This is a genomic window from Aeromicrobium flavum (assembly GCF_007992115.1).
In the GTDB taxonomy this organism is placed as follows: Bacteria; Actinomycetota; Actinomycetes; order Propionibacteriales; family Nocardioidaceae; genus Aeromicrobium; species Aeromicrobium flavum.
Genome location: NZ_BJZQ01000013.1, coordinates 20247 through 46103 on the forward strand (window position 1 = coordinate 20247; position 25857 = coordinate 46103).

At 71.1% G+C, this 25857-nt stretch carries 24 protein-coding genes; 10 read left to right on the plus strand and 14 right to left on the minus strand.

The window, feature by feature from the left end:
* Positions 1-20 precede the first annotated feature (20 nt).
* From AFL01nite_RS11705 to AFL01nite_RS11715, 3 genes are read left to right on the plus strand one after another with little or no spacing between them, the layout of a single operon-like run.
* Positions 21-965, plus strand: coding sequence for an ABC transporter ATP-binding protein (locus AFL01nite_RS11705; protein ID WP_246119695.1), 945 nt, complete (start codon positions 21-23; stop codon positions 963-965).
* Positions 962-1732: an ABC transporter permease gene (locus AFL01nite_RS11710; protein ID WP_146827867.1), complete on the plus strand. Its 771-nt coding sequence runs from the start codon at positions 962-964 to the stop codon at positions 1730-1732. The genes AFL01nite_RS11705 and AFL01nite_RS11710 overlap by 4 nt, the downstream gene beginning before the upstream one ends.
* Positions 1723-2595, plus strand: a complete 873-nt coding sequence (locus AFL01nite_RS11715; protein ID WP_146827868.1) for a COX15/CtaA family protein — start codon at positions 1723-1725, stop codon at positions 2593-2595. Before AFL01nite_RS11710 ends, AFL01nite_RS11715 begins: the two co-directional genes overlap by 10 nt.
* On the opposite strand, the gene AFL01nite_RS15340 is transcribed toward AFL01nite_RS11715, so the two are convergent.
* From AFL01nite_RS15340 to AFL01nite_RS11725, 3 genes are read right to left on the minus strand one after another with little or no spacing between them, the layout of a single operon-like run.
* The gene (locus AFL01nite_RS15340) at positions 2489-3031 is read right to left on the minus strand and encodes a GNAT family N-acetyltransferase (protein ID WP_186813930.1); all 543 of its coding nucleotides are present in this window, start codon (positions 3029-3031) and stop codon (positions 2489-2491) included. The two genes, AFL01nite_RS11715 and AFL01nite_RS15340, sit on opposite strands and share 107 nt — an antisense overlap.
* Positions 3028-3390, minus strand: coding sequence for a hypothetical protein (locus tag AFL01nite_RS15345; protein ID WP_186813931.1), 363 nt, complete (start codon positions 3388-3390; stop codon positions 3028-3030). The genes AFL01nite_RS15340 and AFL01nite_RS15345 overlap by 4 nt, the downstream gene beginning before the upstream one ends.
* A 23-nt stretch (positions 3391-3413) precedes the next feature.
* Positions 3414-4349, minus strand: coding sequence for a heme o synthase (locus tag AFL01nite_RS11725; RefSeq protein WP_246119696.1), 936 nt, complete (start codon positions 4347-4349; stop codon positions 3414-3416).
* An 82-nt stretch (positions 4350-4431) separates the two neighbouring features.
* Between AFL01nite_RS11725 and tkt the strand changes: the two genes are divergently transcribed.
* The 6 genes from tkt to pgl are packed head-to-tail and all read left to right on the plus strand — an operon-like array spanning position 4432 to position 12413.
* Positions 4432-6615 (plus strand): transketolase, encoded by a 2184-nt coding sequence (gene tkt / locus AFL01nite_RS11730; protein ID WP_146827871.1) that lies wholly within the window; start codon positions 4432-4434, stop codon positions 6613-6615.
* A gap of 23 nt (positions 6616-6638) precedes the next feature.
* Positions 6639-7727: a transaldolase gene (tal, locus tag AFL01nite_RS11735; RefSeq protein ID WP_186813932.1), complete on the plus strand. Its 1089-nt coding sequence runs from the start codon at positions 6639-6641 to the stop codon at positions 7725-7727.
* A gap of 1 nt (position 7728) precedes the next feature.
* Complete coding sequence (locus AFL01nite_RS11740) at positions 7729-9288, plus strand: phosphoglucose isomerase-related protein (RefSeq protein ID WP_146827872.1); 1560 nt, start codon at positions 7729-7731, stop codon at positions 9286-9288.
* Positions 9285-10802 carry a glucose-6-phosphate dehydrogenase gene (gene zwf / locus AFL01nite_RS11745; RefSeq protein ID WP_146827873.1) on the plus strand — a complete coding sequence of 506 codons (1518 nt, stop codon included), beginning with the start codon at positions 9285-9287 and terminating at the stop codon, positions 10800-10802. The genes AFL01nite_RS11740 and zwf overlap by 4 nt, the downstream gene beginning before the upstream one ends.
* Positions 10802-11710, plus strand: coding sequence for a glucose-6-phosphate dehydrogenase assembly protein OpcA (locus AFL01nite_RS11750; protein ID WP_146827874.1), 909 nt, complete (start codon positions 10802-10804; stop codon positions 11708-11710). The genes zwf and AFL01nite_RS11750 overlap by 1 nt, the downstream gene beginning before the upstream one ends.
* 1 nt (position 11711) lies before the next feature.
* Complete coding sequence (gene pgl, locus AFL01nite_RS11755) at positions 11712-12413, plus strand: 6-phosphogluconolactonase (protein WP_146827875.1); 702 nt, start codon at positions 11712-11714, stop codon at positions 12411-12413.
* On the opposite strand, the gene AFL01nite_RS11760 is transcribed toward pgl, so the two are convergent.
* The 10 genes from AFL01nite_RS11760 to uvrA form a co-directional block, all read right to left on the minus strand.
* A complete protein-coding gene (locus tag AFL01nite_RS11760; RefSeq protein WP_371862829.1) occupies positions 12403-12759 on the minus strand; it encodes an RNA polymerase-binding protein RbpA in 357 nt (118 codons plus the stop codon). The two genes, pgl and AFL01nite_RS11760, sit on opposite strands and share 11 nt — an antisense overlap.
* Positions 12756-12992, minus strand: coding sequence for a preprotein translocase subunit SecG (secG, locus tag AFL01nite_RS11765; protein ID WP_146827877.1), 237 nt, complete (start codon positions 12990-12992; stop codon positions 12756-12758). The genes AFL01nite_RS11760 and secG overlap by 4 nt, the downstream gene beginning before the upstream one ends.
* A gap of 13 nt (positions 12993-13005) precedes the next feature.
* Positions 13006-13803 carry a triose-phosphate isomerase gene (gene tpiA / locus AFL01nite_RS11770; protein ID WP_146827878.1) on the minus strand — a complete coding sequence of 266 codons (798 nt, stop codon included), beginning with the start codon at positions 13801-13803 and terminating at the stop codon, positions 13006-13008.
* A complete protein-coding gene (locus AFL01nite_RS11775; protein ID WP_146827879.1) occupies positions 13800-15011 on the minus strand; it encodes a phosphoglycerate kinase in 1212 nt (403 codons plus the stop codon). Before AFL01nite_RS11775 ends, tpiA begins: the two co-directional genes overlap by 4 nt.
* 10 nt (positions 15012-15021) lie before the next feature.
* Positions 15022-16020, minus strand: coding sequence for a type I glyceraldehyde-3-phosphate dehydrogenase (gene gap, locus AFL01nite_RS11780; RefSeq protein ID WP_146827880.1), 999 nt, complete (start codon positions 16018-16020; stop codon positions 15022-15024).
* Positions 16021-16117: 97 nt separating this feature from the next.
* Entirely contained in the window at positions 16118-17101 is a 984-nt protein-coding gene (whiA, locus tag AFL01nite_RS11785; protein ID WP_146827881.1) for a DNA-binding protein WhiA, read from the minus strand.
* Between the two features lie 50 nt (positions 17102-17151).
* Positions 17152-18117 carry a gluconeogenesis factor YvcK family protein gene (locus tag AFL01nite_RS11790; RefSeq protein WP_146827882.1) on the minus strand — a complete coding sequence of 322 codons (966 nt, stop codon included), beginning with the start codon at positions 18115-18117 and terminating at the stop codon, positions 17152-17154.
* On the minus strand, positions 18114-18977 hold the full coding sequence (rapZ, locus tag AFL01nite_RS11795; RefSeq protein ID WP_146827883.1) for an RNase adapter RapZ: 864 nt from the start codon (positions 18975-18977) through the stop codon (positions 18114-18116). The genes AFL01nite_RS11790 and rapZ overlap by 4 nt, the downstream gene beginning before the upstream one ends.
* A 7-nt stretch (positions 18978-18984) precedes the next feature.
* Entirely contained in the window at positions 18985-20928 is a 1944-nt protein-coding gene (uvrC, locus tag AFL01nite_RS11800) for an excinuclease ABC subunit UvrC (protein WP_146827884.1), read from the minus strand.
* Positions 20929-20937: 9 nt separating this feature from the next.
* Positions 20938-23796 (minus strand): excinuclease ABC subunit UvrA, encoded by a 2859-nt coding sequence (uvrA, locus tag AFL01nite_RS11805; RefSeq protein ID WP_146827885.1) that lies wholly within the window; start codon positions 23794-23796, stop codon positions 20938-20940.
* 56 nt (positions 23797-23852) lie between these two features.
* Between uvrA and AFL01nite_RS11810 the strand changes: the two genes are divergently transcribed.
* Positions 23853-24506 (plus strand): MBL fold metallo-hydrolase, encoded by a 654-nt coding sequence (locus tag AFL01nite_RS11810; protein ID WP_146827886.1) that lies wholly within the window; start codon positions 23853-23855, stop codon positions 24504-24506.
* Positions 24507-24509: 3 nt separating this feature from the next.
* Here AFL01nite_RS11810 and AFL01nite_RS11815 read toward each other — a convergent pair whose 3' ends face one another.
* Positions 24510-25790, minus strand: coding sequence for a cytochrome P450 (locus AFL01nite_RS11815; protein ID WP_246119697.1), 1281 nt, complete (start codon positions 25788-25790; stop codon positions 24510-24512).
* Positions 25791-25857: the final 67 nt, after the last annotated feature.

The following is a 25857-nucleotide window of genomic DNA, read 5'->3' on the forward strand; positions in this document are numbered from 1 at the left end:
GCCACAACTAGAATGTTCCGGTGCCCTCCACGACGTCCGTTCCCGCTGTCGAGGTTCGCGACCTCGTCATGCACTACGGCCGCGGCGACGGGCAGGTTCGGGCGGTCGACGGGCTGAGCCTCCAGGTCGCTCCGGGCACCGTCACCGCGATCCTCGGCCCCAACGGCGCGGGCAAGACCACCACGATCGAGACGTGCGAGGGATTCCGCCGCCCGCAGTCCGGACAGGTCCGGGTGCTGGGACTCGACCCGGTCGGCGACGCCGAGGAGCTGCGCCCCCGCGTCGGCGTGATGCTGCAGTCCGGCGGCGCGTGGCTGGGCGTGCGCGCCGGCGAGATGCTGCGGCACATGGCGTCGCTGTACGCCCACCCGATGCCGGTCGAGCCGCTCGTGGAACGGCTCGGGATGACCTCCTTCGCCCGCACCACCTACCGGCGGCTCTCCGGCGGGCAGAAGCAGCGGCTCTCGCTGGCGATGGCGATCGTCGGCCGGCCCGAGCTGGTCTTCCTCGACGAGCCCACGGCCGGCCTCGATCCCCAGTCCCGCCGCGCCACGTGGGACCTCGTCGACGAGTTGCGTCGGCACGGCGTCACCACCGTGCTGACGACGCACTACATGGACGAGGCACAGCAGCTCTCGGACTTCGTCCACATCATCGACGCCGGTCGCGTCATCGCGTCGGGCACGCCCACCGAGCTCGTCGCCGACGGCGCCCAGAACACGATCCGGCTGCGCACCCGCGCCGGCCTCGACACGGACTCCCTGGCCAAGGAGCTGCCCGCGGGCGCCACCGTCGCCGAGCCCGAGCCGGGCCACTACGTCCTGACGACCGGGGTCGACCCCGCCGTCCTGCACCGCCTCACCGGCTGGTGCGCCGCGCACGACGTGCTGGTCGACTCGGTCCTCGTCGAGCACCAGACCCTCGAGGACCGGTTCCTCGAGTTGACCGGGCGGGAACTGCGATGACCTCCCTCGACCTCTCCCCCGCCCCCGGCGCCGCCTCCCGGGCGCGCCGCCTCCGGGCGCAGACCGCGATGGAGCTGCGCCTCACCGTCCGCAACGGCGAGCAGATGGTGGTGACGTTCGTCATCCCGCTGCTGCTGCTGATCGTCGGCTCGCGCTCGGACCGGTTCATCGACAGCGACCGGCCCCTCGACGTGCTCGCGCCCGGCGTGCTGGGGCTGGCGATCGTGTCGACCTCCTTCACGTCGCTGGCCATCGCCACCGCCTTCGAGCGCCGTTACGGCGTCCTCAAGCGGCTCGGCGCCACGCCGCTGTCCCGCAGCGGACTGCTCGGCGGCAAGGTCGGCGCCGTCGCGATCCTGCAGGTCGCCCAGTTCGCGGTGCTCGGCGGACTGGCGGTGGCCCTGGGGTGGCGCCCCGAGGAGCCCGTCGCCGGGGTGGTCTGGCTGCTCGTGCTCGGCCTGCTCGGCACCATCGCCTTCGGTGGCCTGGGGCTGCTCCTCGCGGGCACCCTGCGCGCCGAGGCCACGCTGGCCCTGGCCAACCTGATCTACGTGCTGCTGCTGGTGGGCGGCGGTCTGCTGCTGCCGCTCGACCGTCATCCCGAGGCCGCCCGCGGCCTCGTCACCCTGCTCCCCTCCGGGGCCCTGGGCGAGGGCCTGCGCGAGGCCTTCGCGACCGGGTCGCCCGGTACGTTCGTCGTGGTGGTGCTCGCCGTGTGGGCCGTCGTGGCCGCGGCTGCCGCCGGAAGGTGGTTCCGATGGGAGTGAGTGCGGTCTCGCGACGCACCGTGTCGCAGGCGACGGTCGAGTGGTGGGCCTGGGCCAACCTGGTCGCCAACACCCTGATCATCCTCACCGGCGGGCTGGTCCGGCTCACCAGCTCGGGCTTGGGCTGCCCCACGTGGCCCCGCTGCACCGATGAGTCCTTCACCCCGCACGGCGCCCTCGGCTGGCACGGCGCGATCGAGTTCGGCAACCGGATGCTGACCTACGTGCTGGTCGTCATCGCGATCGGCGCCCTCATCGCCACCTGGCGCTGGACGGCGGCCACCCGCACGCAGCTGCGGCTCGTGCTCGGCATCGCCATCGGCATCCCGTTTCAGGGGGTCATCGGCGGCATCACCGTGCTGACGGACCTGAACCCGTGGATCGTGTCCCTGCACCTGGTGCTCTCGATGGGGCTCGTCGTCGCGGCGACGGTGTTCCTGGTCAGCCTGAAGCGCGGCGCGGGCACCGTCGAACGGGTGCCTGCCTGGATCGTGCAGGCGGCCTACGTCGTGCTGCTCGCCGTGATCTACCTCGGCACCATCGTGACCGGCAGCGGACCGCACGCCGGCGACGCCGATGCACCGCGCAACGACCTGGACCCCGCGTGGTGGAGCCGCATCCACGCGCTGAGCGTCTGGACGTTCCTCCTCCTCACGGTGGCGGCGATCGTGCTCACCCGGGGCCGCTCCCGCCGCGCGGGACTCTGGGTGCTGGTGGCCGGCCTGGCACAGGGCCTGATCGGCTACGTCCAGTACTTCACTGATCTGCCGATCGTCCTGGTGGCGGCCCACCTGGTCGGAGCGGCCGTGCTGCTGACGCTGGCCACCCGGTGGCTGCTGGCGTCGCGACCCGTCGCATCGTGAGCGTGTCCTCCGCGTCCGGCCGGTCGCCCGTCAGCACGAACCCGCAGCCCGCGTAGAACGCGATCGCGTCGCGGTTGTCGGCCATGACGCGCAGCCGCACCGGGCGGCTGCCGGCCACCTGCAGCACCGTCTCGACCAGCTGCCGGCCGGCGCCCGCGCGCCGCGCCTCCGGTGCCACCCACATCGAGATCAGCTCGGGCTCCTCGTCGGCGGTGAGGCCGATCATGCCGACGTCGCGGCCATGCTCGTCGGTCGCCAGGAACAGCCTCCCGCGCGCCGCGATCCGCGCGCGCCAGCGCTCCTCGGTGTCCCCGCCCTCGATCCACGCGTGGGCGCTGCAGGCGAAGGCGGCCGGGTCCTCGTCGAGCGCGCGCGTCCGCACCGCCCGCCAGCGGCGCCAGTCCCCCGGCGAGACGGGCGCGATCGTCAGCGTCACGACGCCGGCTGGTCGCGCGAGCGCCGCACGGCCGACGTGACGAGGACGAGCAGCGCGCCGAACACCGCGGTGCCGAACACGACCATGCCCCAGCCCACGATGAACAGGCCCGAGTCGTCGTCGGGCGCCCAATCGGTCCAGCAGGCCACGGCGACGCCGACGACAGCCGAGACGATGACCCCCAGCAGCTCCGTGCGCCGGGCGAGCCACCCACAGGCGACGCCGACCAGCAGCAGCACGACGACGAGTCCCAGGACCTGGGCCACGGAGTACTGGCCGTCCGCATCCGTGCCGAGGAACGCCCACCACGCGGCGAAGGTCGCGACTGCGGGAAGGAGCCAGGCCAGGAGTGCGCGCATGACGCGAGCCTAGGGCCTGCCGCTCAGCCGATGAAGGGGTCGACCGCGGCGGCGACGAACAGCAGCGCCAGGTACGCGTTCGAGAAGTGGAACAGTCGCATCGGCTTGATGATCGACAGCTCCTCGGTCTCGCGCGCGCGGGCCCGGAGGTCGTACGCCTCCAGCAGGAAGACGATGCCCAGCAGGATCGCCATCGACGGGAAGAACCAGCCCGTGTCGGCGACCGGCCACACCAGCACCGACGTCAGGACGGTGGCCCACGTGTAGCGGACGATCTGTCGGCCGACCTCGGCCGAGGGGGCGACCGACGGCAGCATCGGCACGTCGGCGGCGGCGTAGTCCTCGCGGTAGCGCATCGCCAGCGCCCAGAAGTGCGGCGGCGTCCAGAAGAAGACGACCAGGAACAGCAGGAACGGGGTCCACGCGAGCTCGTTGGTGACGGCGGTCCAGCCGATCAGCGGCGGGAAGCAGCCCGCGGCGCCGCCCCACACGATGTTCTGGGTGGTGCGCCGCTTGAGGATCATCGTGTAGCCCACGACGTAGAAGACGTTGGCGGCCAACGCGAGGGCCGACGACAGCCAGTTGACCGTCAGGCCCAGCCACGCGGTCGAGAGCACGCCGAGCACGAGGCCGAAGACCAGCGCGTCCTGCGTGCTGACGTGGTGACGCGGCAGCGGCCGGCGTGACGTGCGACGCATCTTCTGGTCGATGTCGGCGTCGACGACGCAGTTCAGCGCGTTGGCCGAGCCGGCCGAGAGCGACCCGCCGACCAGGGTGGCGACGACGAGCCACAGGTCGGGAACGCCCTTCTGCGCCAGGAACATCACCGGAACGGTGGTCAGCAGCAGCAGCTCGATGATGCGGGGCTTGGTCAACGCCACGTACGCAAGCACCACATCGCGGCGGCTGGGCCGCTCGATACGGGTGTGCTCGTCGGCGGCGTGCGGAGTGACGGTCACATGGCAGAGTCTAATGCCCGACGGATAGGCTCAAGACGCAGACCTTGTTCGACCAACCACGTGACGACCCAGGAGTGCCGCGGTGACCAACGCCCCCCAATCCACCGAACCGACGATCGAGTGGTCGGATGTGGACGACCGCGCCGTCAACACGGCGCGTCTGCTGGCGGCGGACGCCGTCCAGAAGGCCGGCCACGGCCACCCCGGCACCGCGATGAGCCTGGCGCCCGCGGCGTACCTGATCTACCAGAAGCTGATGCGCCACGACCCGGCCGACCCGACGTGGATCGGGCGTGACCGCTTCGTCCTGTCGTGCGGTCACTCGAGCCTGACGCAGTACATCCAGCTCTACCTCGCCGGCTACCCGATGTCGCTCGAGGACCTGCAGTCGCTGCGCACCTGGGGCAGCCAGACGCCGGGCCACCCCGAGTACGGCCACACCCCCGGCGTCGAGGTCACGACCGGTCCCCTCGGCCAGGGCGTCGCCAACGCGGTGGGCATGGCGATGGCCGCCCGCCGCGAGCGCGGGCTCTTCGACCCCTTCGCGGGCCCGGGCGAGAGTCCCTTCGACCACGACGTCTACGCGATCTGCTCCGACGGCGACCTCCAGGAGGGCGTCTCGGGCGAGGCCTCCTCGCTCGCGGGCCTGCAGCAGCTGGGCAACCTCACGGTGCTGTACGACGACAACAAGATCTCCATCGAGGACGACACCGACGTCGCGTTCACCGAGGACGTGGCCCTGCGCTACGAGGCCTACGGCTGGCACGTGCAGACGGTCGACTGGACCCACGGTGGCGGCGAGTACCGCGAGGACGTCCACGCCCTCGCCGACGCCTTCGCGGCCGCGAAACTCGTCTCCGACCGGCCGAGCCTCATCGTGCTGCGCACGATCATCGCCTGGCCCGCCCCGAACGCCCAGAACACCGGCGCCGCGCACGGCTCGGCCCTGGGCGACGACGAGATCAAGGCGACGAAGCAGCTGCTGGGCTTCGATCCCGAGGTCGACTTCGCCGTCGACGACGAGGTGCTCGAGCACACCCACGGCGCCCTCGAGCGCGGCGCGACGGCGCACGAGCAGTGGCAGACCCGCTTCGACCTGTGGGTCACGGCCAACGGCGAGCGCAAGGCCCTGCTCGACCGCCTGACGAGCCGCGAGCTGCCCGACGGCTGGGACGCCGACCTGCCGGTCTACGAGCCCAGCGAGAAGGGCGTCGCCACGCGCGTCGCCTCCGGTGACTTCCTCTCCGCCGCGGCCCCGAAGCTGCCCGAGCTGTGGGGCGGCTCGGCCGACCTCGCCGGCTCGAACAACACGACGCCGAAGGACCAGCCGTCCTTCCTGCCGCCGCAGAACTCCACTAAGAAGTTCACCGGTGACTGGTACGGGCGCGTGCTGCACTTCGGCATCCGCGAGCACGCGATGGGCTCGATCATGAACGGCATCGCGCTGCACGGCCCCACCCGGCCCTACGGCGGCACCTTCCTGGTCTTCAGCGACTACATGCGACCCGCCGTGCGCCTCGCCGCCCTGCAGGAGCTGCCCGTCACCTACGTCTGGACGCACGACTCCATCGGCCTCGGCGAGGACGGCCCCACGCACCAGCCGGTCGAGCACCTCGCGGCGCTGCGGACGATCCCGGGCCTCGATGTCGTCCGGCCCGCCGACGCCAACGAGACCGTGGCCGTCTGGTCCACGATCCTGCAGCGCCACCACCGCCCGTCGGCGCTGGCGCTGAGCCGCCAGAACCTGCCGGTGTTCCCGCGCGATGGCGAGTACGCGCCCGCGTCGGAGGCCGCCAAGGGCGCCTACGTCCTGCTCGACTCCCCCGCCGACCTGCACCACGCCACGCCCGACGTCGTCATCGTCGCCACGGGCTCGGAGGTGCAGCTCGCCGTCCAGGCGCGGAGCGTCCTGGCCGAGGAGGGCATCGGCGCGCGCGTCGTGTCGATGCCGTGCCGCGAGTGGTTCGAGGAGCAGGACCAGGAGTACCGCGACAGTGTCATCCCGCCGCACGTCCGCGCCCGCGTGGTCGTCGAGGCGGGGGTCGCGTTCGGCTGGCGCGACATCGTCGGCGACGCCGGACGCATCGTCTCGCTCGAGCACTTCGGCGCCTCCGCCAACTACAGCGAGCTCTATGAGCGCTTCGGCATCACGGCGGCCTCGACGGCCGACGCGGCCCGGGAGTCCATCGCCGCGGCACAGCGTGAGGGCGGCGTGCCCGTCTTCGCGCGCCCGACCGGACCGGTGCTCCCCGACACCACCCACTGACCACCATCACAGGAGTGATCGACATGACCGAACGACTGAAGGCACTCAGCGACGCGGGGGTGTCGATCTGGCTCGACGACCTCTCCCGGGAGCGGATCGAGACCGGCAACCTCGCCGAGCTCGTCACCCAGCGCCACGTCGTGGGTGTGACGACGAACCCGACGATCTTCGCCTCCGCGCTGGCCAAGGGCGAGCGGTACGAGGCCCAGGTGCGCGAGCTCAAGGCGTCCGGCGCCGACGTCGACGCCACCGTCTTCGCGCTCACCACGAAGGACGTCCGTGACGCGTGCGACGCCCTGAAGCCCGTGTACGACGCCACCGACGGCGTCGACGGCCGCGTCTCGATCGAGGTTGAGCCGGGCCTGGCGAAGGACACCGACGGCACCGTCGCGATGGCGGAGCGCCTCTGGAACGAGATCGACCGCCCGAACCTGCTGATCAAGATCCCCGCCACCCGCGAGGGCCTGCCGGCGATCGCCGCGTCGATCGCCAAGGGCATCAGCGTCAACGTGACCCTGATCTTCTCGCTCGAGCGGTACCGCGGCGTGATGGACGCTTACCTCTACGGCCTCGAGCAGGCCGACGCCGAGGGCCGCGACCTGTCGCAGATCCACTCGGTCGCGTCGTTCTTCATCAGCCGTGTCGATGCCGAGGTCGACAAGCGCCTCGCCGACGACAGCCCGCTGCGCGGCAAGGCGGCGCTGGCCAACGCCTGGCTGGCCTACGCCGCGTTCCAGGAGGTCTTCTCCTCCGACCGCGCGAAGGCCCTCCTGGCCAAGGGCGCCCGCCCGCAGCGCCCGCTGTGGGCGTCCACCGGCGTCAAGGACCCGGCCTACTCGGACACGCTGTACGTGTCGGAGCTGGTCGTGCCGGGCACGGTCAACACGATGCCCGAGAAGACGCTCGAGGCCTTCGCCGACCACGGCGAGGTCACCGGCGACACCGTCACCGGCCGCGCGTCCGAGGCCCAGCAGGTCATCGACGACCTCGAGAAGCAGGGCATCTCGTACGACGAGGTCGTCGAGCAGCTCGAGGTCGAGGGCCTGCAGAAGTTCGACGACTCGTGGGCCGAGTTGCTCGAGACCGTCCGCGCCGAGCTCGACAAGGGCTGACATGACGTACCGACTCCGCATCCACACGCCCCGGGACGAGTCGGTCGACGAGGCCGTCGAGGCACTCGTCGCGGAATGCTTCGCGTCACGGCTGTTCGACGAGGACGGCACCCTGTGGGGGCCCGAGGCCGAGTCCGAGGCCTCGATCCGGCTCTCGTGGGTCACGCTGCACGAGTCCTCCCGTGCCCTCGTGCCCGAGATCGTGGCGCTCCGCGACGACCTGCGGTCCCGCGGCGTGACGCGGGTCGTCCTGTGCGGCATGGGCGGGTCGTCGCTCGCGCCCGAGGTGATCTGCACGGCCGCCGGGGTGCCCCTGGACGTGCTCGACTCCTCGCAGCCGGACATGGTGCGGTCGGCGATCCGCGACCTCGCGTCCACGGTCGTGGTGGTGTCGAGCAAGTCCGGCGGCACGGTCGAGACCGACAGCCAGCGGCGCATCTTCGAGGAAGCCTTCCGCGACGCCGGCTTCGATCCGAGCGAGCACCTGGTGATCGTCACCGACCCCGGCTCCCCGCTCGACGAGGAGGCCACGGCCGCCGGGTACCGCGTCTTCCGGGCCGATCCCCACGTCGGGGGTCGCTACTCGGCGCTCACCGCCTTCGGGCTCGTCCCCAGCGGGTTGGCGGGAGCCGACATCATCGGCCTGCTCGACCAGGCCGGCGAGGTCGTGCCCGACCTGAGCGACGACACCACCTCGAACCCGGGGCTCCGGCTCGGCACCGCCCTCGGCGTGGCCGCCCGGCAGGGGGTCGACAAGGTCGTGCTGCACGACCACGACCGCCACGGCCTCGGCGACTGGATCGAACAGCTCGTGGCCGAGTCGACCGGCAAGGAGGACACCGGCATCCTGCCGGTCGTCGCGCTGACGCCCGACGACCCCTTCACCTCCGACGAGTTCGTCGTCCACCTCGGCACCAACGAGGCACCCGGTCACCCCTGGGCGGCCGGGGTCGACGCGTCGCTCGGCGCCCAGTTCCTGCTGTGGGAGGTGGCCACGGCGGTCGCCGGCCGACTGTTGGAGATCGACCCGTTCGACCAGCCCGACGTCGAGAGCGCCAAGGCCGCGGCCCGCGAGCTGCTCGGGGGCGACGCCTCGCTGCCCGAGCCCGACCACACGAGCGAACTCGCCGACTTCTACGGGTCGTCCGCCGCGTCGATCGGCGAGGCGATCGCCGACCTGCTCGAGGAGGTCGGCGACGACGAGTACCTGGCGCTGCAGTTCTATCTCGACCGCTGGGCCCTGTCCGGCCTGGAGTCGCTCGCCCCCACCGTGGCCGCCCGCCTGCACCGCCCCGTGACCTTCGGCTGGGGCCCGCGGTTCCTGCACTCGACCGGGCAGTACCACAAGGGCGGCACCCCGGTCGGCGTGTTCCTGCAGGTCACGTGCGACCCGATCGAGGACCTGCCCGTCCCCGGCCGCGACTTCACCCTCGGCCAGTTCATCGTGTCCCAGGCCGCGGGCGACGCCCAGGTCCTGCGTGACAAGGGACGGCCCGTGCTGCGCCTGCACCTGCACGACCGCAAGGCGGGCCTCGCCGCGATCAAGGAGGCGCTGGCATGAGCCCCAACCCGCTGCGCGACCCCCGCGACCGCCGGCTCCCGCGCATCGCGGGCCCGTGCACGGTGGTCATGTTCGGCGTCACCGGCGACCTCGCCCGCAAGAAGCTCATCCCGGCCATCTACGACCTGGCCAACCGCGGCCTGCTGCCGCCGGGCTTCGGCCTCGTCGGCTTCGCCCGTCGCGACTGGGGCGACGGCACCTTCGCCGCGCTGCTGAAGAAGGCCGCCAAGGCCGGCGCGCGCACCGAGTGGAGCGAGACGGTCTGGAAGCAGCTGGCCGCCGGGATCAAGTTCGTCCCGGGCCAGTTCGACGACGACGATGCCTGGGAGGAGCTGGCCAAGACCCTGACCAAGCTCGACGAGCGTCAGGGCACCGGCGGCAACCACGCGTTCTACCTCTCGATCCCGCCGGGACTCTTCCCCACGGTCGTGTCGAAGATCGACGAGCACGGGCTGGCCAAGCCCGGCAAGGGCTGGCGGCGGGTCGTCATCGAGAAGCCCTTCGGCCACGACCTCGAGTCCGCCAAGGAGCTCAACCACCTGATCGGCAACGTGTTCGAGGCGGAGTCGGTCTTCCGCATCGACCACTACCTGGGCAAGGAGACGGTCCAGAACATCCTGGCCCTGCGCTTCGCGAACCAGATGTTCGAGCCAGTGTGGAACGGCAACTACGTCGACCACGTCCAGATCACCATGGCCGAGGACATCGGCATCGGCTCGCGTGCCGGCTACTACGACGGCATCGGCGCCGCGCGCGACGTCATCCAGAACCACCTCCTGCAGCTGCTGGCGCTCGTCGCCATGGAGGAGCCGGTCGCCTTCGACGCCGCCAGCCTGCGCGTGGAGAAGCAGAAGGTGCTGCGCAGCGTCCGCCTGCCGGAGGACCTCGACCACCACACGGCACGAGCCCAGTACGTCGAGGGCTGGGCGGGTGGTCAGCCGGTCGTGGGCTACCACGACGAGGACGGCACCGACCCGAAGTCCCTGACCGAGACCTTCGCGGCCCTGCGCCTCGACATCGAGACCCGCCGCTGGGCCGGGGTGCCCTTCTACCTGCGCACGGGCAAGCGGTTGGGCCGACGCGTCACGGAGGTCGCCGTCGTCTTCAAGAAGGCGCCGCACCTGCCCTTCGAGAACATCGACGTCACCGAGCTGGGCCACAACGCGCTCGTGATGCGTATCCAGCCCGACGAGGGCGTCACGATGCGCTTCGGGGCCAAGGTGCCCGGGACGACGATGGAGATCCGCGACGTCAACATGGACTTCGTCTACGGCGGCTCGTTCGTCGAGAGCAGCCCCGAGGCGTACGAGCGCCTGATCCTGGACGTCCTGCTGGGCGACCCGCCGCTGTTCCCGCAGCACCGTGAGGTGGAGCTGTCGTGGCAGATCCTCGACCCCGTGATCGAGCACTGGTCACGCAAGCGCTCGATCGACACGTACCCGGCCGGGACCTGGGGTCCGCAGTCCGCGATCGACATGCTGGCCCGTGACGGCCGCGTCTGGAGGCGACCCTGATGGACCTCACCCTCGAGGACACCAGCGCCTCCGCCGTGGCCAAGGCGCTGACGAAGGGCCGCTCGCTGGCCGGCAGCCCCGCGATGGACATGGCCCTGACCCTGCTCATCATCACCGACGACAAGAACGTGGCCGAGGCGATGAAGGCCGCGACCGTCCTGCAGCACGAGCACCCCTCCCGCGTCCTGGGCGTCATCCTGGGCGACGGCCGGGGCAAGCCGCGCCTCAATGCCCGGGTGCGCGTGGGCGCGGGCTCTCCGGGCGAGTCCGTGCTGCTGCGGATGTCCGGCCCGCTGGTCAAGCACGCCGAGTCGGCCGTCCTGCCCCTCCTGCTGCCCGACTCCCCCGTCGTCGCGTGGTGGCCGGGCGTCGGACCGCTCGAGCCGTCCACCGATCCCATCGGCCGACTCGCTCGGCGTCGCCTCACCGACGCCGAGCGCACCCCGGCGCCGGTGGACTGGCTGCACAAGCTGGCTCCCGGCTACCAGCCCGGCGACACCGACCTGGCCTGGACGCGACTCACGCTGTGGCGGGCCCTGCTGGCCGCGGCGCTGGACCAGACCTCGGGCAGTGCGACCGGCGGCCGCATCCTGGCCGACGACGTCAACCCCGTCGCCGTCCTGCTGAAGGCGTGGCTCGAGTGCCGTCTGGGCGTGCCGATCGAGTTCGTCGACGACGACTCCGGCTCCCAGATCCAGCGCGTCACCCTCTTCACCGACGTGGGTGACATCGACATCCGGCGCACGGACGAGATGACCTGCGAGTTCAGCGTCCCGGGATCCTCCTCGCGCGTGGTGCCGATCCGGCGTCGCGAAATCGCCGAGCTGCTCGCCGAGGACCTGCGCCGGCTCGATGCCGACGAGATCTACGGCGAGACGCTGCTTCACCTCGACAACGGAGGGTCATGACATGACGATCGAGATCTTCGACAGCGGCGACGACCTCGCGCTGGCCGTGTCACGCCAGCTCGCGGCCCGCGTGCACTCGGTCGCCACCGTGGGCCGCACCCCGAAGGTGGTCCTGACCGGCGGCTCGATCGCGACCAGGATCTACGGCCGGCTCTCGGCCGAGAACGCCGACTGGAGCCGTGCCGAGTACTGGTGGGGCGACGAGCGGTTCGTGCCCGAGGGCCACGAGGACCGCAACGACCGGCAGGCCCGTGAGGGCTTCCTCGACCGGCTCGGCGTCCCCGCCGAGCACATCCACGCCATGCCGGCCCACGGGTGCGACCTGTCGATGGCCGAGGCCGCCGACCAGTACGCGACGACGCTCCCCCAGGACCCGTTCGACGTCGTCCTGCTCGGTGTGGGACCCGACGCGCACATCGCCTCGCTCTTCCCCGGGCACCCCCAGGTGAACGAGACCGAGCGGCTGGCCGTGGAGGTCTTCGACTCCCCCAAGCCGCCGCCGCAGCGGATCACGCTCACCTATCCCGCGCTCAACCACACGAAGGTGACCTGGTTCGTCGTGGCGGGCGCCGACAAGGCCGACGCCGTCGCGAAGGCGCTCGGCGGCGCGCCGATCGAGGAGGCGCCCGCCGCCGGCGCCCGCGGACTCGAGGAGACCGTCTGGTTCCTCGACACGGCCGCGGCGTCGAAGCTCAGAAGATGATCTCGCCGGTCTTGCGCTTGCTGCGCAGGGTGTCGAGGGCTTCCTTGAGGATGTCGGCGGCCTCGGTCTCGGAGCGGCGCTCCTTCACGTAGGCCAGGTGCGTCTTGTACGGCTCGGTCTTCGGCGCGTCCGGCCGGTTGTCCGAGTCCATGCTGGCGGGCATGCCGCACTTGGGGCAGTCCCACTCGACGGGGACCTCGGCCTCGATCGCGAACTGCAGCGTGATCGCGTGGTCGTTCGTGCAGAAGTACGAGATCGCCTGGCGGGGAGCCGCCTCGCCGCGCTCGGCCTCGCCCATGGGGCCCGAGCCGATGCGGCTGCCACGAATGGCGCCGGCGGCCATCAGTTGCTCACCTTCAGCAACAGGCCGAGCGCGAAGACGCACACGACCCAGACCGTGGCGACACCGACGGTGATGCGGTCGAGGTTGCGCTCGGCGACGGACGAGCCGCTGAGCGAGCTCGAGACACCGCCACCGAACATGTCGGACAGTCCGCCGCCTCGGCCCTTGTGCATCAGCACGAGGATGATCATGAGCAGGCTGCTCAGGGCGAGCAGCAGGGAGAACGCGATGACCACGTCTCTCCTTTCGTCAGGACCTCGTGAGGTCGGGCATGTCGTAGAACCGGACGATCCCGGCGAACTCCTCCGCGACCAGGCTGGCCCCACCGACGAGCGCGCCGTCGACGTCGGGCTTAGCCATGATAGCGGCCACGTTCGCAGCCTTGACCGATCCGCCGTACAGGATACGTGTCTGGTCCGCCACGTCCGCACCCCAGGTCTCCGCGAGGCGACCACGGATGGCCGCGCACACCTCCTGGGCGTCCTCGGGGGTCGCCACCTCACCGGTGCCGATGGCCCACACGGGCTCGTACGCGACGACCAGTCCCGCGACCTGCTCGGCCGAGAACCCGGCCAGCGAGCCGTCGATCTGGGCGAGCGTGTACGCCACGTGCTCGCCGGCCTGGCGGACCTCGAGGCCCTCACCGACGCAGACGATGGGCGTCATGCCGGCGGCGAGCGCCTTGGCGGCCTTCTCGTTGACGACCTGGTCGGACTCGGCGTGGTACTCGCGCCGCTCGGAGTGCCCGACGACGACGTAGGAGCAGCCCAGCTTGGCCAGCATGGCCGCCGAGATCTCACCGGTGTACGCACCGCCGTCGTGCGCCGAGACGTCCTGCGCGCCGTAGCCGATCGGCAGCTTGTCGCCGTCGATCAGCGTCTGGACGCTGCGTAGGTCGGTGAACGGCGGGATGACCACGACCTCGCTCTTCGCGTAGTCGTGCTTCTTGTCCGACAGGGTCCATGCCAGTTTCTGGACGAGGACCACCGCCTCCTGGTGGTTCAGGTTGGACTTCCAGTTGCCCGCCATCAGCGGTGTTCGGGTCATGCGCTCTCCTCCGAGCCGGATTCGTCCAGGATCGCCAGACCCGGGAGCGTCTTGCCCTCCAGGTACTCCAGGCTCGCGCCGCCGCCGGTCGAGATGTGGCCGAACTGGTCGTCGGTGAAGCCCAGCTGCCGCACGGCAGCCGCGGAGTCGCCGCCGCCGACGACGGACAGGCCGTCCACCTCGGTCAGGGCCTGCGCGACGGTGCGGGTGCCGGCCGCGAAGGCCGCCATCTCGAACACGCCCATGGGGCCGTTCCAGAACACCGTCTTCGACCCGCGGATGACCTCGGCGAACGCCTCGGCGGACTCCGGGCCGATGTCCAGGCCCATCTGGTCGTCGGGGATCTGGTCGACCGCCACGGTCGTGGCCGGGGCGTCGGCCTTGAACTCGGGAGCGACGACGACGTCCGTCGGCAGCACGATCGAGACGCCCAGCTCGCGGGCGCGCGACAGGTACTCCTCGGCGACGCCGATCTGGTCCTGCTCGAGCAGCGACGTCCCGACACCGTGACCCTGCGCGGCGAGGAACGTGAACACCATGCCGCCGCCGATCACCAGGGTGTCGGCCTTGGTCAGCAGGTGGTCGATGACGCCCAGCTTGTCGGAGACCTTGGAACCGCCCAGGACGACCGCGTACGGCCGCTCCGGCGACTCGGTGAGGCGCTTGAGCACCTCGACCTCGGCCTGCACCAGACCGCCGACGGCGGCCGGGAGACGCTCGGCGACGTCGTAGACGCTGGCCTGCTTGCGGTGCACGACGCCGAAGCCGTCGGACACGAACAGGTCGGCCAGCGCGGCGAGCTGGTCGGCGAAGGCGCCGCGCTCGGCGTCGTCCTTGCTGGTCTCGCCGGCGTTGAACCGGACGTTCTCCAGCAGGGCGACCTCGCCGTTCCCGAGCTCGGCGACGGTGCGCTGGGCGTCGACGCCCACGGTGTCGGAGGCGAAGCGGACCGTTGTGCCGAGCAGCTCGCTCAGCCGCGAGGCCACGGGAGCCAGCGAGTACTGCGGGTCGGGCTCGCCCTTCGGACGACCCAGGTGCGCGAGGACGATGACGCGCGCGCCCTCGTCGACGAGCCGCTGGATCGTCGGGACGCTCGCGCGGACGCGCCCGTCGTCGGTGATCGTCGCGCCGTCGAGCGGCACGTTGAGGTCACTGCGGACCAGGACGCGCTTGCCCTTGAGCTTGCCCAGGTCGTCGACCGTCTTCACGACCGGCCTCTCAGAGCGAGGAGCCGACGAGGGACACAAGGTCGACGAGGCGGTTCGAGTAGCCCCACTCGTTGTCGTACCAGCCGACGACCTTGACCTGGTCGCCGATGACCTTCGTCAGCGGAGCGTCGAAGATGCACGAGTGCGGGTCGGTCACGATGTCGGTGGAGACGATCGGATCGGTGTTGTACTTGAGGAACCTCGAGCCCTCGGCGGCCTTGCGGACGATCTCGTTGATCTCCTCGACCGACGTCTCGCGGCTGGCCGTGAAGGTCAGGTCGGTGGCCGAGCCCGTGGGAACCGGCACGCGCAGCGCGTAGCCGTCGAGCTTGCCCTTCAGCTCGGGCAGCACGAGCGAGACGGCCTTGGCCGCACCCGTCGAGGTCGGCACGATGTTCAGCGCGGCGGCGCGGGCGCGGCGGAGGTCGCTGTGGGGCGCGTCCTGGAGGTTCTGGTCCTGTGTGTAGGCGTGGATCGTGGTCATGAGGCCACGCTCGATGCCGATGCCGTCGTTGAGGGCCTTGGCCATCGGGGCGAGGCAGTTCGTCGTGCACGAGGCGTTCGAGATGATCGTGTGCTTCGACGCGTCGTACAGGTCGTCGTTGACGCCCATGACGATCGTGATGTCCTCGTTCTTCGCCGGGGCGGAGATGATGACCTTCTGGGCGCCGCCGTCGAGGTGAGCCTTGGCCTTCGTGGCGTCGGTGAAGAAGCCGGTGGACTCGACGACGATGTCGGCGCCGACCGACGACCAGTCGAGGTTGGCCGGGTCGCGGTCCTCGAAGGCGACGATCTTCTGGTCGCCGACGTAGATCGCGGTGTCGTCGAAGGTGACGTCGGCGTCGAGGCGACCCAGGATCGAGTCGTACTTCAGCAGCGTCGCGAGCGTCTCGTTGTCGGTCAGATCGTTGACGGCCACGATCTGGATGTCGGCTCCGCTGGCACGCACCGCGCGGAAGAAGTTACGACCGATGCGGCCGAAGCCGTTGATACCTACACGAACAGTCACGGGATGCTCCTGAGTTGCCGGGTGAAAGACTCGTTACGCCCTCACCCTACCGACGCGGCGGCGCGCCCTGCAGGGGGCATCGGACCTGCGAGACGGGTCAGCCGTCGGCGAGCTGGTCGGGGTTGAGGCCGGCCTCGGTGTCGGCGATGCCCAGGTCGTGGGCCCGCTTGTCCGCCATGGCGAGCAGGCGGCGTATCCGCCCGGCGATCGCGTCCTTCGTCAGCGGCGGCTCGTGCAGTTGGCCGAGCTCCTCGAGGCTGGCCTCGCGGTGCTGGACGCGCAGGTCGCCGGCCATCCGCAGATGGTCGGGCACCTCGTCGCCGAGGATGTCGAGCGCGCGCTGGGCGCGGGCACCGGCCGCGACGGCCGCGCGGGCGGAGCGTCGCTGGTTGGCGTCGTCGAAGTTGGCCAGCCGGTTGGCCGTGGCGCGGACCTCGCGGCGCATCCGGCGCTCCTCCCAGGCCAGCAGCGTCTCGTGCGCACCGAGCCGGGTGAGCAGGGCGCCGATGGCCTCGCCGTCGCGGATGACGACGCGGTCGCCGCCGCGGACCTCGCGGGCCTTGGCCGAGACGCCGATGCGGCGCGCGGCGCCGACCATCGCCAGCGCCGCCTCGGGTCCGGGGCAGCCGATCTCGAGCGCGGACGAGCGGCCGGGCTCGGTGAGCGAGCCGCGCGCCAGGAAGGCGCCGCGCCACGCGGCGACGGCGTCGCACGACGGGCCGGAGACGACCTGCGGCGGGAGGCCGCGCACGGGACGCCCTCCCCCGTCGACGAGACCGGTCTGGCGGGCGAGCAGCTCCCCGCCGCGGGCGATGCGCACCACGTACAGGGTGGTCTTGCGGACGCCGGCGCCCTGCTGGACGATGATCTCGCTCTCGTGGCCGTAGACGTCGGCGATCTCCTGACGGAGCCGGCGCGCGGCGGCGGCGGTGTCGAGCTCGGCCTCGATCACGATGCGACCCGAGACGATGTGCAGGCCGCCGGAGAATCGCAGGATCGTCGACACCTCGGCTTTGCGGCAGCACGCCTTGGTCACCGGGATCCGGGCCACTTCCGCCTTCACCTGTGCCGTCATCGCCATCGATCCACACACCTCCAGTTCAGCGGTCCCGAGAAGCCCGCTGGGCCACTCTATGCCTGCGCTGGTGAGCCCGTGGCGAACGTGCGGACAAAGACGTCGGCCAGCGCAGCCGGATCGTGCTGGCCCGGATGCGTGGGAGAACGCACGTCGGCCGTCACGAGCTCGGCGCCGAGCGACCGCGCCGCGCGCTCCAGCGCCCGGACGTCGCCCGTGGCCTGCGTGTCGGCGACCACGACGTCGAGGTGCAGATCGGGCGCGTGCGCGGCCAGCACCTCGAGGTGCTGCTCGGGCGTGAGGTGCTCGGTCTCGCCCGGCTGGTTCACGAGGTTGAGGACCAGGGCACGCCGGGCCGGCGTGCGCAGCAGCGCCTGGCGCAGCTCCGGCACGAGCAAGGTGGGCATGACGCTCGTGAACCAGGAGCCGGGACCGATCGTGACCCACGCGGCGTCCTCGAGCGCCTGGAGGGCCTGCGGGCACGCGGCGGGGTCGGTGGGGTCGAGGCGGACCTCCAGGATGCGTCCCGAGGTCGTCGCGACCTCGGTCTGCCCGCGGACGACCCGGACGCTCTCGGTCGGCCCGAAGTCGACGTCCGCCTCGATGTCGAGCGGCACGTTGGCCATCGGCAGCACGCGACCGCGAGCCCGCAGCAGCTCGGCCACCATGTCGAGTCCGGTGACCTGGTCGCCCTCCATGTCCCACAGCGCGGCCAGCAGCAGGTTGCCGACCGGATGGCCGGCGAGCGGGCCGTCACCGCCGAAGCGGTGCTGCAGGATCGCGGCCCAGCCCCAGCCCCAGTCGTCGTCGCCGCACAGAGCGGCCAGGGCCATCCGCAGGTCGCCGGGCGGCAGGATCCCGAACTCGGTGCGCAGGCGCCCGGACGAACCGCCGTTGTCGGCGACGGTCACGATGCCCGTCAGCCGGTCGGTCACCCGCCGCAGCGCGGAGAGCGTGGCGGCGAGGCCGTGACCCCCGCCCAGCGCGACGACGGCCGGCCCTCCCCCCAGAGCCGAGCTCATTCGCGACCCAGGTCGCGGTGGACGACGAGGGTGCGGACGCCCCGGTCGCGCAACCGCTGGTCCAGGGCCTCGGACATCGCGACGCTGCGGTGGCGGCCTCCCGTGCAGCCGATCCCGACGGTGAGGAAGAGCTTGTCCTCCTGCAGGAACCCGTTGGTGATGAGCGACAGCAGCTCGACGTACCGGTCGAGGAACTCCTCGGCACGGTCCTGGCTGTGGACGTACTCGCGGACCGCCGGGTCCTGACCGCTCAGCGAGCGCAGGTCGTCGACCCAGAACGGGTTGGGCAGGAAGCGCATGTCCGCGACCATGTCGGCGTCGATCGGGATCCCGTACTTGAAGCCGAAGGACACGATCGTGACGTGCAGGCCCCGCTCGTCCTCCACCTCGAACGCCTGGCGCACCCGGTGGGCCAGCTGGTGGACGTTGAGCCGGCTGGTGTCGATGACGATGTCGGCACGACCCCGGATGGTCCGCAGCAGGGCGCGCTCGTGGATGAACCCGTCCATCAGGCGGCCCTGACGGCTCAGCGGGTGGGGCCGGCGCGCGGCCTCCTGCCGGCGCACGAGGATCTCGTCGGCGGCCTCCAGGTACAGCGTGCGGACGTGGATGCCCGCGTCGAGCACCGCCTCGATCGCGTCGACGAGGCCGAAGAAGAAGGTGCGCGACCGGGAGTCGACGACCACGGCCAGCCGGTCGATGTCCTCGGCGGCGTCGACCGACGCCACGAGCTCGCCGAGCATGCCCGGCGGGAGGTTGTCGACCACGTAGTAGCCGAGTTTCTCGAGCGCCTTGGCGGCGGTGCTGCGCCCCGCCCCGGTCATCCCGGTGACGAGGACGAACTCGGTCAGCTTGGTCATGTCGGCCTCAGTCCTCCAGGATCTCGCCCGTGGCCATGTTCACGGCCGGGGCGGGGGGCTCTCCCTCGTGGAGCGCCGCCACGATGGATTGTGCCGTAGCCAGCCCGATCCCGGGGACGTCTGTGATCTCCTCCACGCTCGCGGCGCGCAGCTTCTTCAAGGAGCCGAAGTGGCGCATGAGCGCGCGGCGGCGCGTCTCACCCAGGCCCGGCACCGGGTCGAGCAGGCTCTCGACCATCGACTTGCTGCGGCGCTGGCGGTGGTGCGTGATCGCGAAGCGGTGGGCCTCGTCGCGGACGCGCTGGAGCAGGTAGAGGCCCTCGCTGGTGCGCGGCAGGATCACCGGGTCCTCGTCCTGGGGCAGCCACACCTCCTCGAGGCGCTTGGCCAGCCCACACAGGGCCACGTCCCGGACGCCGAGGGCCTCCATGGCCTGGCGGGCCGCCTCGACCTGCGGGGGTCCGCCGTCGACGACGACCAGGGACGGCGCGTACGCGAACCGCCGGGGCTTGCCGGTCTCGGGGTCGATGCCCGGCTCGGTGCCCTCCTGGCGCTCGACGGCCTTCAGGTGATGGGTGAACCGGCGGGTGATGACCTCGTGCATGGCGGCGACGTCGCTCTGACCCTCGTGCCGGACCGTGAACCGGCGGTACTCGGACTTGCGCGGGAGCCCGTCCTCGAAGACCACCATCGAGGCGACGATCTCGGTGCCCTGCAGGTTCGACACGTCGAAGCACTCGATCCGCAGCGGCGGCGCCGGCAGGTCGAGGGCCAGCTGGATCTCCTCCAGCGCCCGGCTGCGGCTGGTGAGGTCGCCCGACCGCTTGAGCTTGTGGCGGCCCAGCGCCTGCTTCGCGTTCTGCGCGACGGTGTCGAGCAAGGCGCGCTTGTCGCCGCGCTGGGGCACCCGCACCGTGACCTTGCCGCCGCGGCGCTCCTCGAGCAGCTCGGTGACGGCCTGGTGGTCGGAGGGCAGCGCGGGCACCAGCACCTCGCGCGGGATCGCGGCCGGCGCGACGTCGGCGTAGAGCGTCATGATGGCGCTCTCGACCAGCTCGGGGAGCCCGGCGTCGTCGCCGCGGTCGGCCACCCAGCCGCGCTGCCCCCGGATGCGTCCGCCCCGGACGTTGAAGATCTGGACGGCCACCTCGAGCGGGTCGACCACGAACCCGAGCACGTCGGCGTCGGTGCCGTCGCCGAGCACCACCGACTGCTTCTCCAGCACCCGGCGCATCGCCATCAGGTCGTCGCGGTACTTGGCGGCGAGCTCGTACTCCTGGGAGGCGGCGGCGTCGCGCATCCGCTCCTCGATCCCCCGCTCGAACCCGGCCGTCTGACCACCCATGAACGACAGGAAGTCGTCGACGATGTCGCGGTGCTCGTCGGGCGTCACCCGTCCCACGCACGGGGCCGAGCACTTGCCGATGTCGCCCAGCAGGCACGGCCGGCCTGCCGCCTGGGCGCGCTTGAAGACACCCGCGCTGCAGGACCGCATGGGGAAGACGCGCAACAGGGTGTCGACCGTGTCGCGGATGGCCCAGGCATGCCCGTAGGGGCCGAAGTAGCGCACGCCCTTGCGCTGGGCGCCGCGCATGACCAGGACCCGCGGGATGTCCTCGCCGACCGTGACGGCCAGCCACGGGTAGGACTTGTCGTCGCGGTACTTGACGTTGAAGCGCGGGTCGTATTCCTTGATCCAGGAGTACTCCAGCGCCAGCGCCTCGACCTCGGTGTTGACGACCGTCCACTCGACGGACGTGGCCGTGGTGACCATCTGGTGCGTGCGCGGGTGCAGGTGGCCGACGTCCTGGAAGTAGGAGTTCAGCCGCTGGCGCAGGCTCTTGGCCTTGCCCACGTAGATGACCCGGCCCTGCTCGTCGCGGAACCGGTAGACGCCCGGGTCGGTCGGGATCTCCCCCGGCCGGGGGCGGTAGGTCGACGGGTCAGCCACGATCGGGCCTCACGACAGCAGGGGCTTGAGGAACCGGCCGGTGTGCGACTCCGGGTGGGCCGCGACCTCCTCGGGCGTGCCCTGGGCGACGACCATGCCGCCGCCGCTGCCGCCCTCGGGACCCATGTCGATGATCCAGTCCGAGGCCTTGATGACGTCGAGGTTGTGCTCGATGACGATGACCGAGTTGCCCGTGTCGACGAGGCGCTGCAACACGATGAGCAGCTTGCGGATGTCCTCGAAGTGCAGACCCGTGGTGGGCTCGTCGAGCACGTAGACCGTGCGGCCGGTGGACCGCTTCTGCAGCTCGGACGCCAGCTTGACGCGCTGGGCCTCGCCGCCGGAGAGCGTCGGCGCGGGCTGGCCGAGCCGGACGTAGCCCAGGCCGACGTCGACCAGGGTGCGCAGGTGACGCGCGATCGCGGGGATGGCCTCGAAGAAGTCGACGGCCTCCTCGATCGGCATGTCGAGCACCTCGGCGATCGTCTTGCCCTTGTAGTGCACCTCGAGCGTCTCGCGGTTGTAGCGAGCCCCGTGGCAGACCTCGCACGGCACGTAGACGTCGGGCAAGAAGTTCATCTCGATCTTGATCGTGCCGTCGCCGCGGCACGCCTCGCAGCGCCCGCCCTTGATGTTGAACGAGAACCGGCCCTGCTGGTAACCGCGCATCTTGGCCTCGGGCGTCTGCGCGAAGAGCTTGCGCACGTGGTCGAAGACGCCGGTGTACGTGGCCGGGTTGGAGCGCGGCGTGCGACCGATCGGCGACTGGTCGACGTGGATGACCTTGTCGACGTTCTCGGTGCCCTCGATCGTGCGGTGACGCCCCGGGATGGTGCGCGCCTTGTAGATCTGGCGGGCCAGCGAGGTGTAGAGGATGTCGTTGACCAGCGTGGACTTGCCCGAGCCGGACACGCCCGTGACCGACACCAGCTGGCCCAGCGGGAAGGACACGTCGACGTTGCGCAGGTTGTTCTCGCGCGCGCCCTTGACCGTCAGCTGGCGGCCCTTGTCGCGCGGGCGGCGGACCTCGGGGACCGGGATCGACGTGCGGCCCGAGAGGTAGGCACCCGTCAGGGAGTCGGGACTGGAGAGCAGCTCGTCGACGGTGCCCGAGACGATCACCTGTCCCCCGTGCTCGCCGGCGCCCGGGCCGATGTCGACGACCCAGTCCGACGCGCGGATCGTGTCCTCGTCGTGCTCGACGACGATCAGCGTGTTGCCGAGGTTCTTGAGCCGCACGAGCGTCTCGATGAGTCGGTGGTTGTCGCGCTGGTGCAGGCCGATGGACGGCTCGTCGAGCACGTACAGCACGCCCACCAGACCGGCGCCGATCTGCGTGGCCAGCCGGATGCGCTGGGCCTCGCCTCCGGACAGCGACCCGGCGGCGCGGTCGAGCGCGAGGTAGTCGAGGCCGACGTCGAGCAGGAAGCGCAGTCGCTCGTGGATCTCCTTGAGCACGCGCTCGCCGATCTGGCGCTCGCGATCGCTCATGGTGAGGGTCTGCAGGTAGTCGGCAGCCTCGGCGATCGACAGGTGGCAGACCTCGGCGATGTTCTTCTTGCCGTACTTCTCGGACTCGAGGGTGACCGCGAGGATGACCGGCTTGAGGCGGGTGCCCTTGCAGGTGGGGCACGGGACCTCGCGCATGAAGCCCTCCAACCGCTCGCGGCTGGTGTCGGACTCGGTCTCGGAGTGACGGCGCTCGACGAACGCACGGGCGCCCTCGAACTCGGCCCAGTAGGAGCGCTGGCGGCCGTATCGGTTCTTGTACTGGACGTGGACCTTCGTGGCGTGCCCGTTCATCAGGGCGTCCTGCACCTCGTCGGACAGGTCCTGCCACGGGGTGTCGACGTCGAAGCCCATCTCGTCGCCGAGCGAGCGCATGAGCCGCAGGAAGTAGTCGGACACCTGCGTGTACGACCACGCCGTGATCGCGCCCTCGGCGAGCGTCTTCTCGGGGTCGGGCACGAGCAGCTCGGCGTCGACCTCCTTGCGCGAGCCGAGGCCGTGGCACTCGGGGCACGCACCGTACGGGGCGTTGAACGAGAACGACCGCGGCTCGAGCTCGTCGACCTGCAGGGGGTGATCGTTGGGGCACGACAACTTCTCGGAGAAGCGGCGACGGCGCTGCGGGTCCTTCTCGTCGAGACCGACGTAGTCGATGATGACGAGACCCTCGGCCAGGCCGAGCGCGGTCTCGATCGACTCCGTGAGGCGCTGCTTCGAGGACGGCTTGACGGTGAGGCGGTCGACGACGACCTCGATCGTGTGCTTCTTCTGCTTGGCGAGCTTGGGCGGCTCGTCGGCGAGCATGTGGACCTCGCCGTCGACGATGGCGCGGCTGAAGCCGGCCTGCTGCAGCTGGCGGAACAGGTCGAGGTACTCGCCCTTGCGCCCGCGGACGACCGGCGCGAGCACCTGGAACCGGGCACCCTCCTCGCCGGCCTGGATGCGGTCGACGATCTGCTGCGGGGTCTGGCGGCCGATGGGCTCGCCGCACGTGGGGCAGTGCGCCCGCCCGGCGCGCGCGTAGAGCAGCCTCAGGTAGTCGTAGACCTCGGTGATGGTGCCGACCGTGGAGCGCGGGTTGCGCGAGGTCGACTTCTGGTCGATCGAGACCGCGGGCGACAGGCCCTCGATGAAGTCGACGTCGGGCTTGTCCATCTGGCCGAGGAACTGCCGGGCGTACGCCGAGAGCGACTCGACGTAGCGGCGCTGGCCCTCGGCGAAGATCGTATCGAACGCGAGGGACGACTTGCCCGAGCCGGACAGACCCGTGAACACGATGAGCGAGTCACGGGGCAGATCTACGGAGACATCTTTGAGATTGTGCTCGCGGGCACCCCGGACGACGAGACGATCAGCCACTGGTCCAGCGTACTGACGGAACCTGACAGAAACCTCTCGACGATAGGCTCGCGACCATGACGTACACCGGACAGGTCACGGTCGGGGGCGCCCCCGACACCCGCGAGGCCGGCGACCTGGTGATCACCAAGATCGCCGTGGGCCCGATGGCCAACAACGCCTACCTGCTGCGCTGCGCCCTCACGGGCGAGCAGGTGCTGATCGACGCCGCCGACGAGGCCCCGCGCCTGCTCGAGCTCATCGGCGACCGGGGCCTGGCGCGCGTGATCACGACCCACCGCCACGGCGACCACTGGCAGGCCCTGGCCGAGGTGGTGGCGGCCACCGGCGCCGAGACCGTCGCCGGCGAGGACGATGCCGACGAGCTCCCGGTCGACGTGGACGTCCGCGTCCGCACCGGCGCCCGGGTCCGCGTCGGCTCGTGCGAGCTGGAGGTCATCGAGATCGTCGGCCACACGCCGGGCTCGATCGCGCTGGCCTACGACGACCCCGACGGCGTCACCCACCTGTTCACCGGCGACTCCCTGTTCCCCGGCGGCGTCGGGCGCACGTGGTCGCCCGACGACTTCCTGCGGCTCATCGGCGACGTCGAGGGCAAGCTGTTCGCGCGCTTCGACGACGACACGTGGTTCTACCCCGGCCACGGCGACGACTCGACGATCGGCGCCGAGCGCCCCGGCCTGTCCGACTGGCGCGCCCGCGGCTGGTGACCGTCAGAAGGTGACGGGCAGCGACTCGATGCCGAAGACGAAGCTGAGCTGACGGAACTCCAGCTCGGACTCGGGCACGGCGACGCGCAGGTCGGGGAACCGCTGCAGCAGCCTCGGCAGGGCGATCCGCAGCTCCATCCGGGCCAGCTCTGCGCCGATGCAGCGGTGGATGCCGTGCCCGAACGCGAGGTGGCCGCTGGCCGGGGTGCGCGTCGGGTCGAACGTGTCGGGGTCCGCACCGGCGGCGCGCGGGTCGCGGTCGGCCGCGCTGAGGGACACCAGCAGGACGTCGCCCGCCTCGATCCTCTGGCCGAAGAGCTCCATGTCCTGCTTCGCGAACCGGGGGAACGCCACCTGGACCACCGAGAAGTAGCGCAGCAGCTCCTCGATGACGCGGTCGAGCGTCTTGCGATCGCCCGAGCGCACCAGCTCGGCGTAGGCGGGGTCGCGGGTGAGCATCAGGGTGCTGAGCGCGATCATCCCGGCGGTCGTCTCGTACCCGCCGGTGAAGACCCCGTCCGCGAGCCCCGCCAGGTCCTGGTCGGAGATCAGCTCGCCCTCGTCGCGGATGATCTGCCCGATGAGGCCGGGTCCGGGCTCCTTGCGCTGGCGGGCCACGGCGTCGAAGAGGAACTCGCGCTGCTCCGACACCGCGCCGAACGCCGCCGCTCCCCCGTTGGTCGCGTCGAACCGCGCGCTGCCCAGCTTCGAGAAGGCCTGGGTGTCGTCGTAGTCGAGGCCCAGCAGCGCGCAGATCGTGTTGAACGGGATGGGGAACGCCAGCACCCTGGCCAGGTCGGCGCCGGGACCGGCCGCCTCCAGCTCATCGAGGGCCCGCTCGACGAACTGCTCGATCAGCGGCTCGAGCCGCGCCAGGCGGCGCATCGTGAACTCAGGGGTGATGATCTTGCGCAGCCGGGTGTGCACCGGCGGGTCGGTGAACCCCAGTCCCCCGATGTCGTCCGACGTGGCGGGGCCGTCGCCGGAGAACAGGTGCCGGATGTCGGTGGAGTACGTGTCGCGGGCCGTGAGCACCTGGCGCGCCTCCTCGTACCCCGTGACGAGGTACGCGGTGAAGTCGAACGGCAGGTCGAGCCGGTGCAACGGCTCGGACTCGCGGATCTGGGCCAGTCGCGGCACCGGATCCAGGCCCACGCGCTGCAACGGCGCCTTGGTGGGCTCGGGGATGAAGGAGAAGCTGGCGAGGTCGATCCCGCGCTTGCTGACGTGTCGCCGGGCGACCGACGTCAGCACTCTCGAGCGGACTCCCCGCAACCATCTCACCCGCACACGATAGACCGTCGGGGTTGCCGGATCGGGCACACGGCGCGACTCTGAAGGCACCACACGA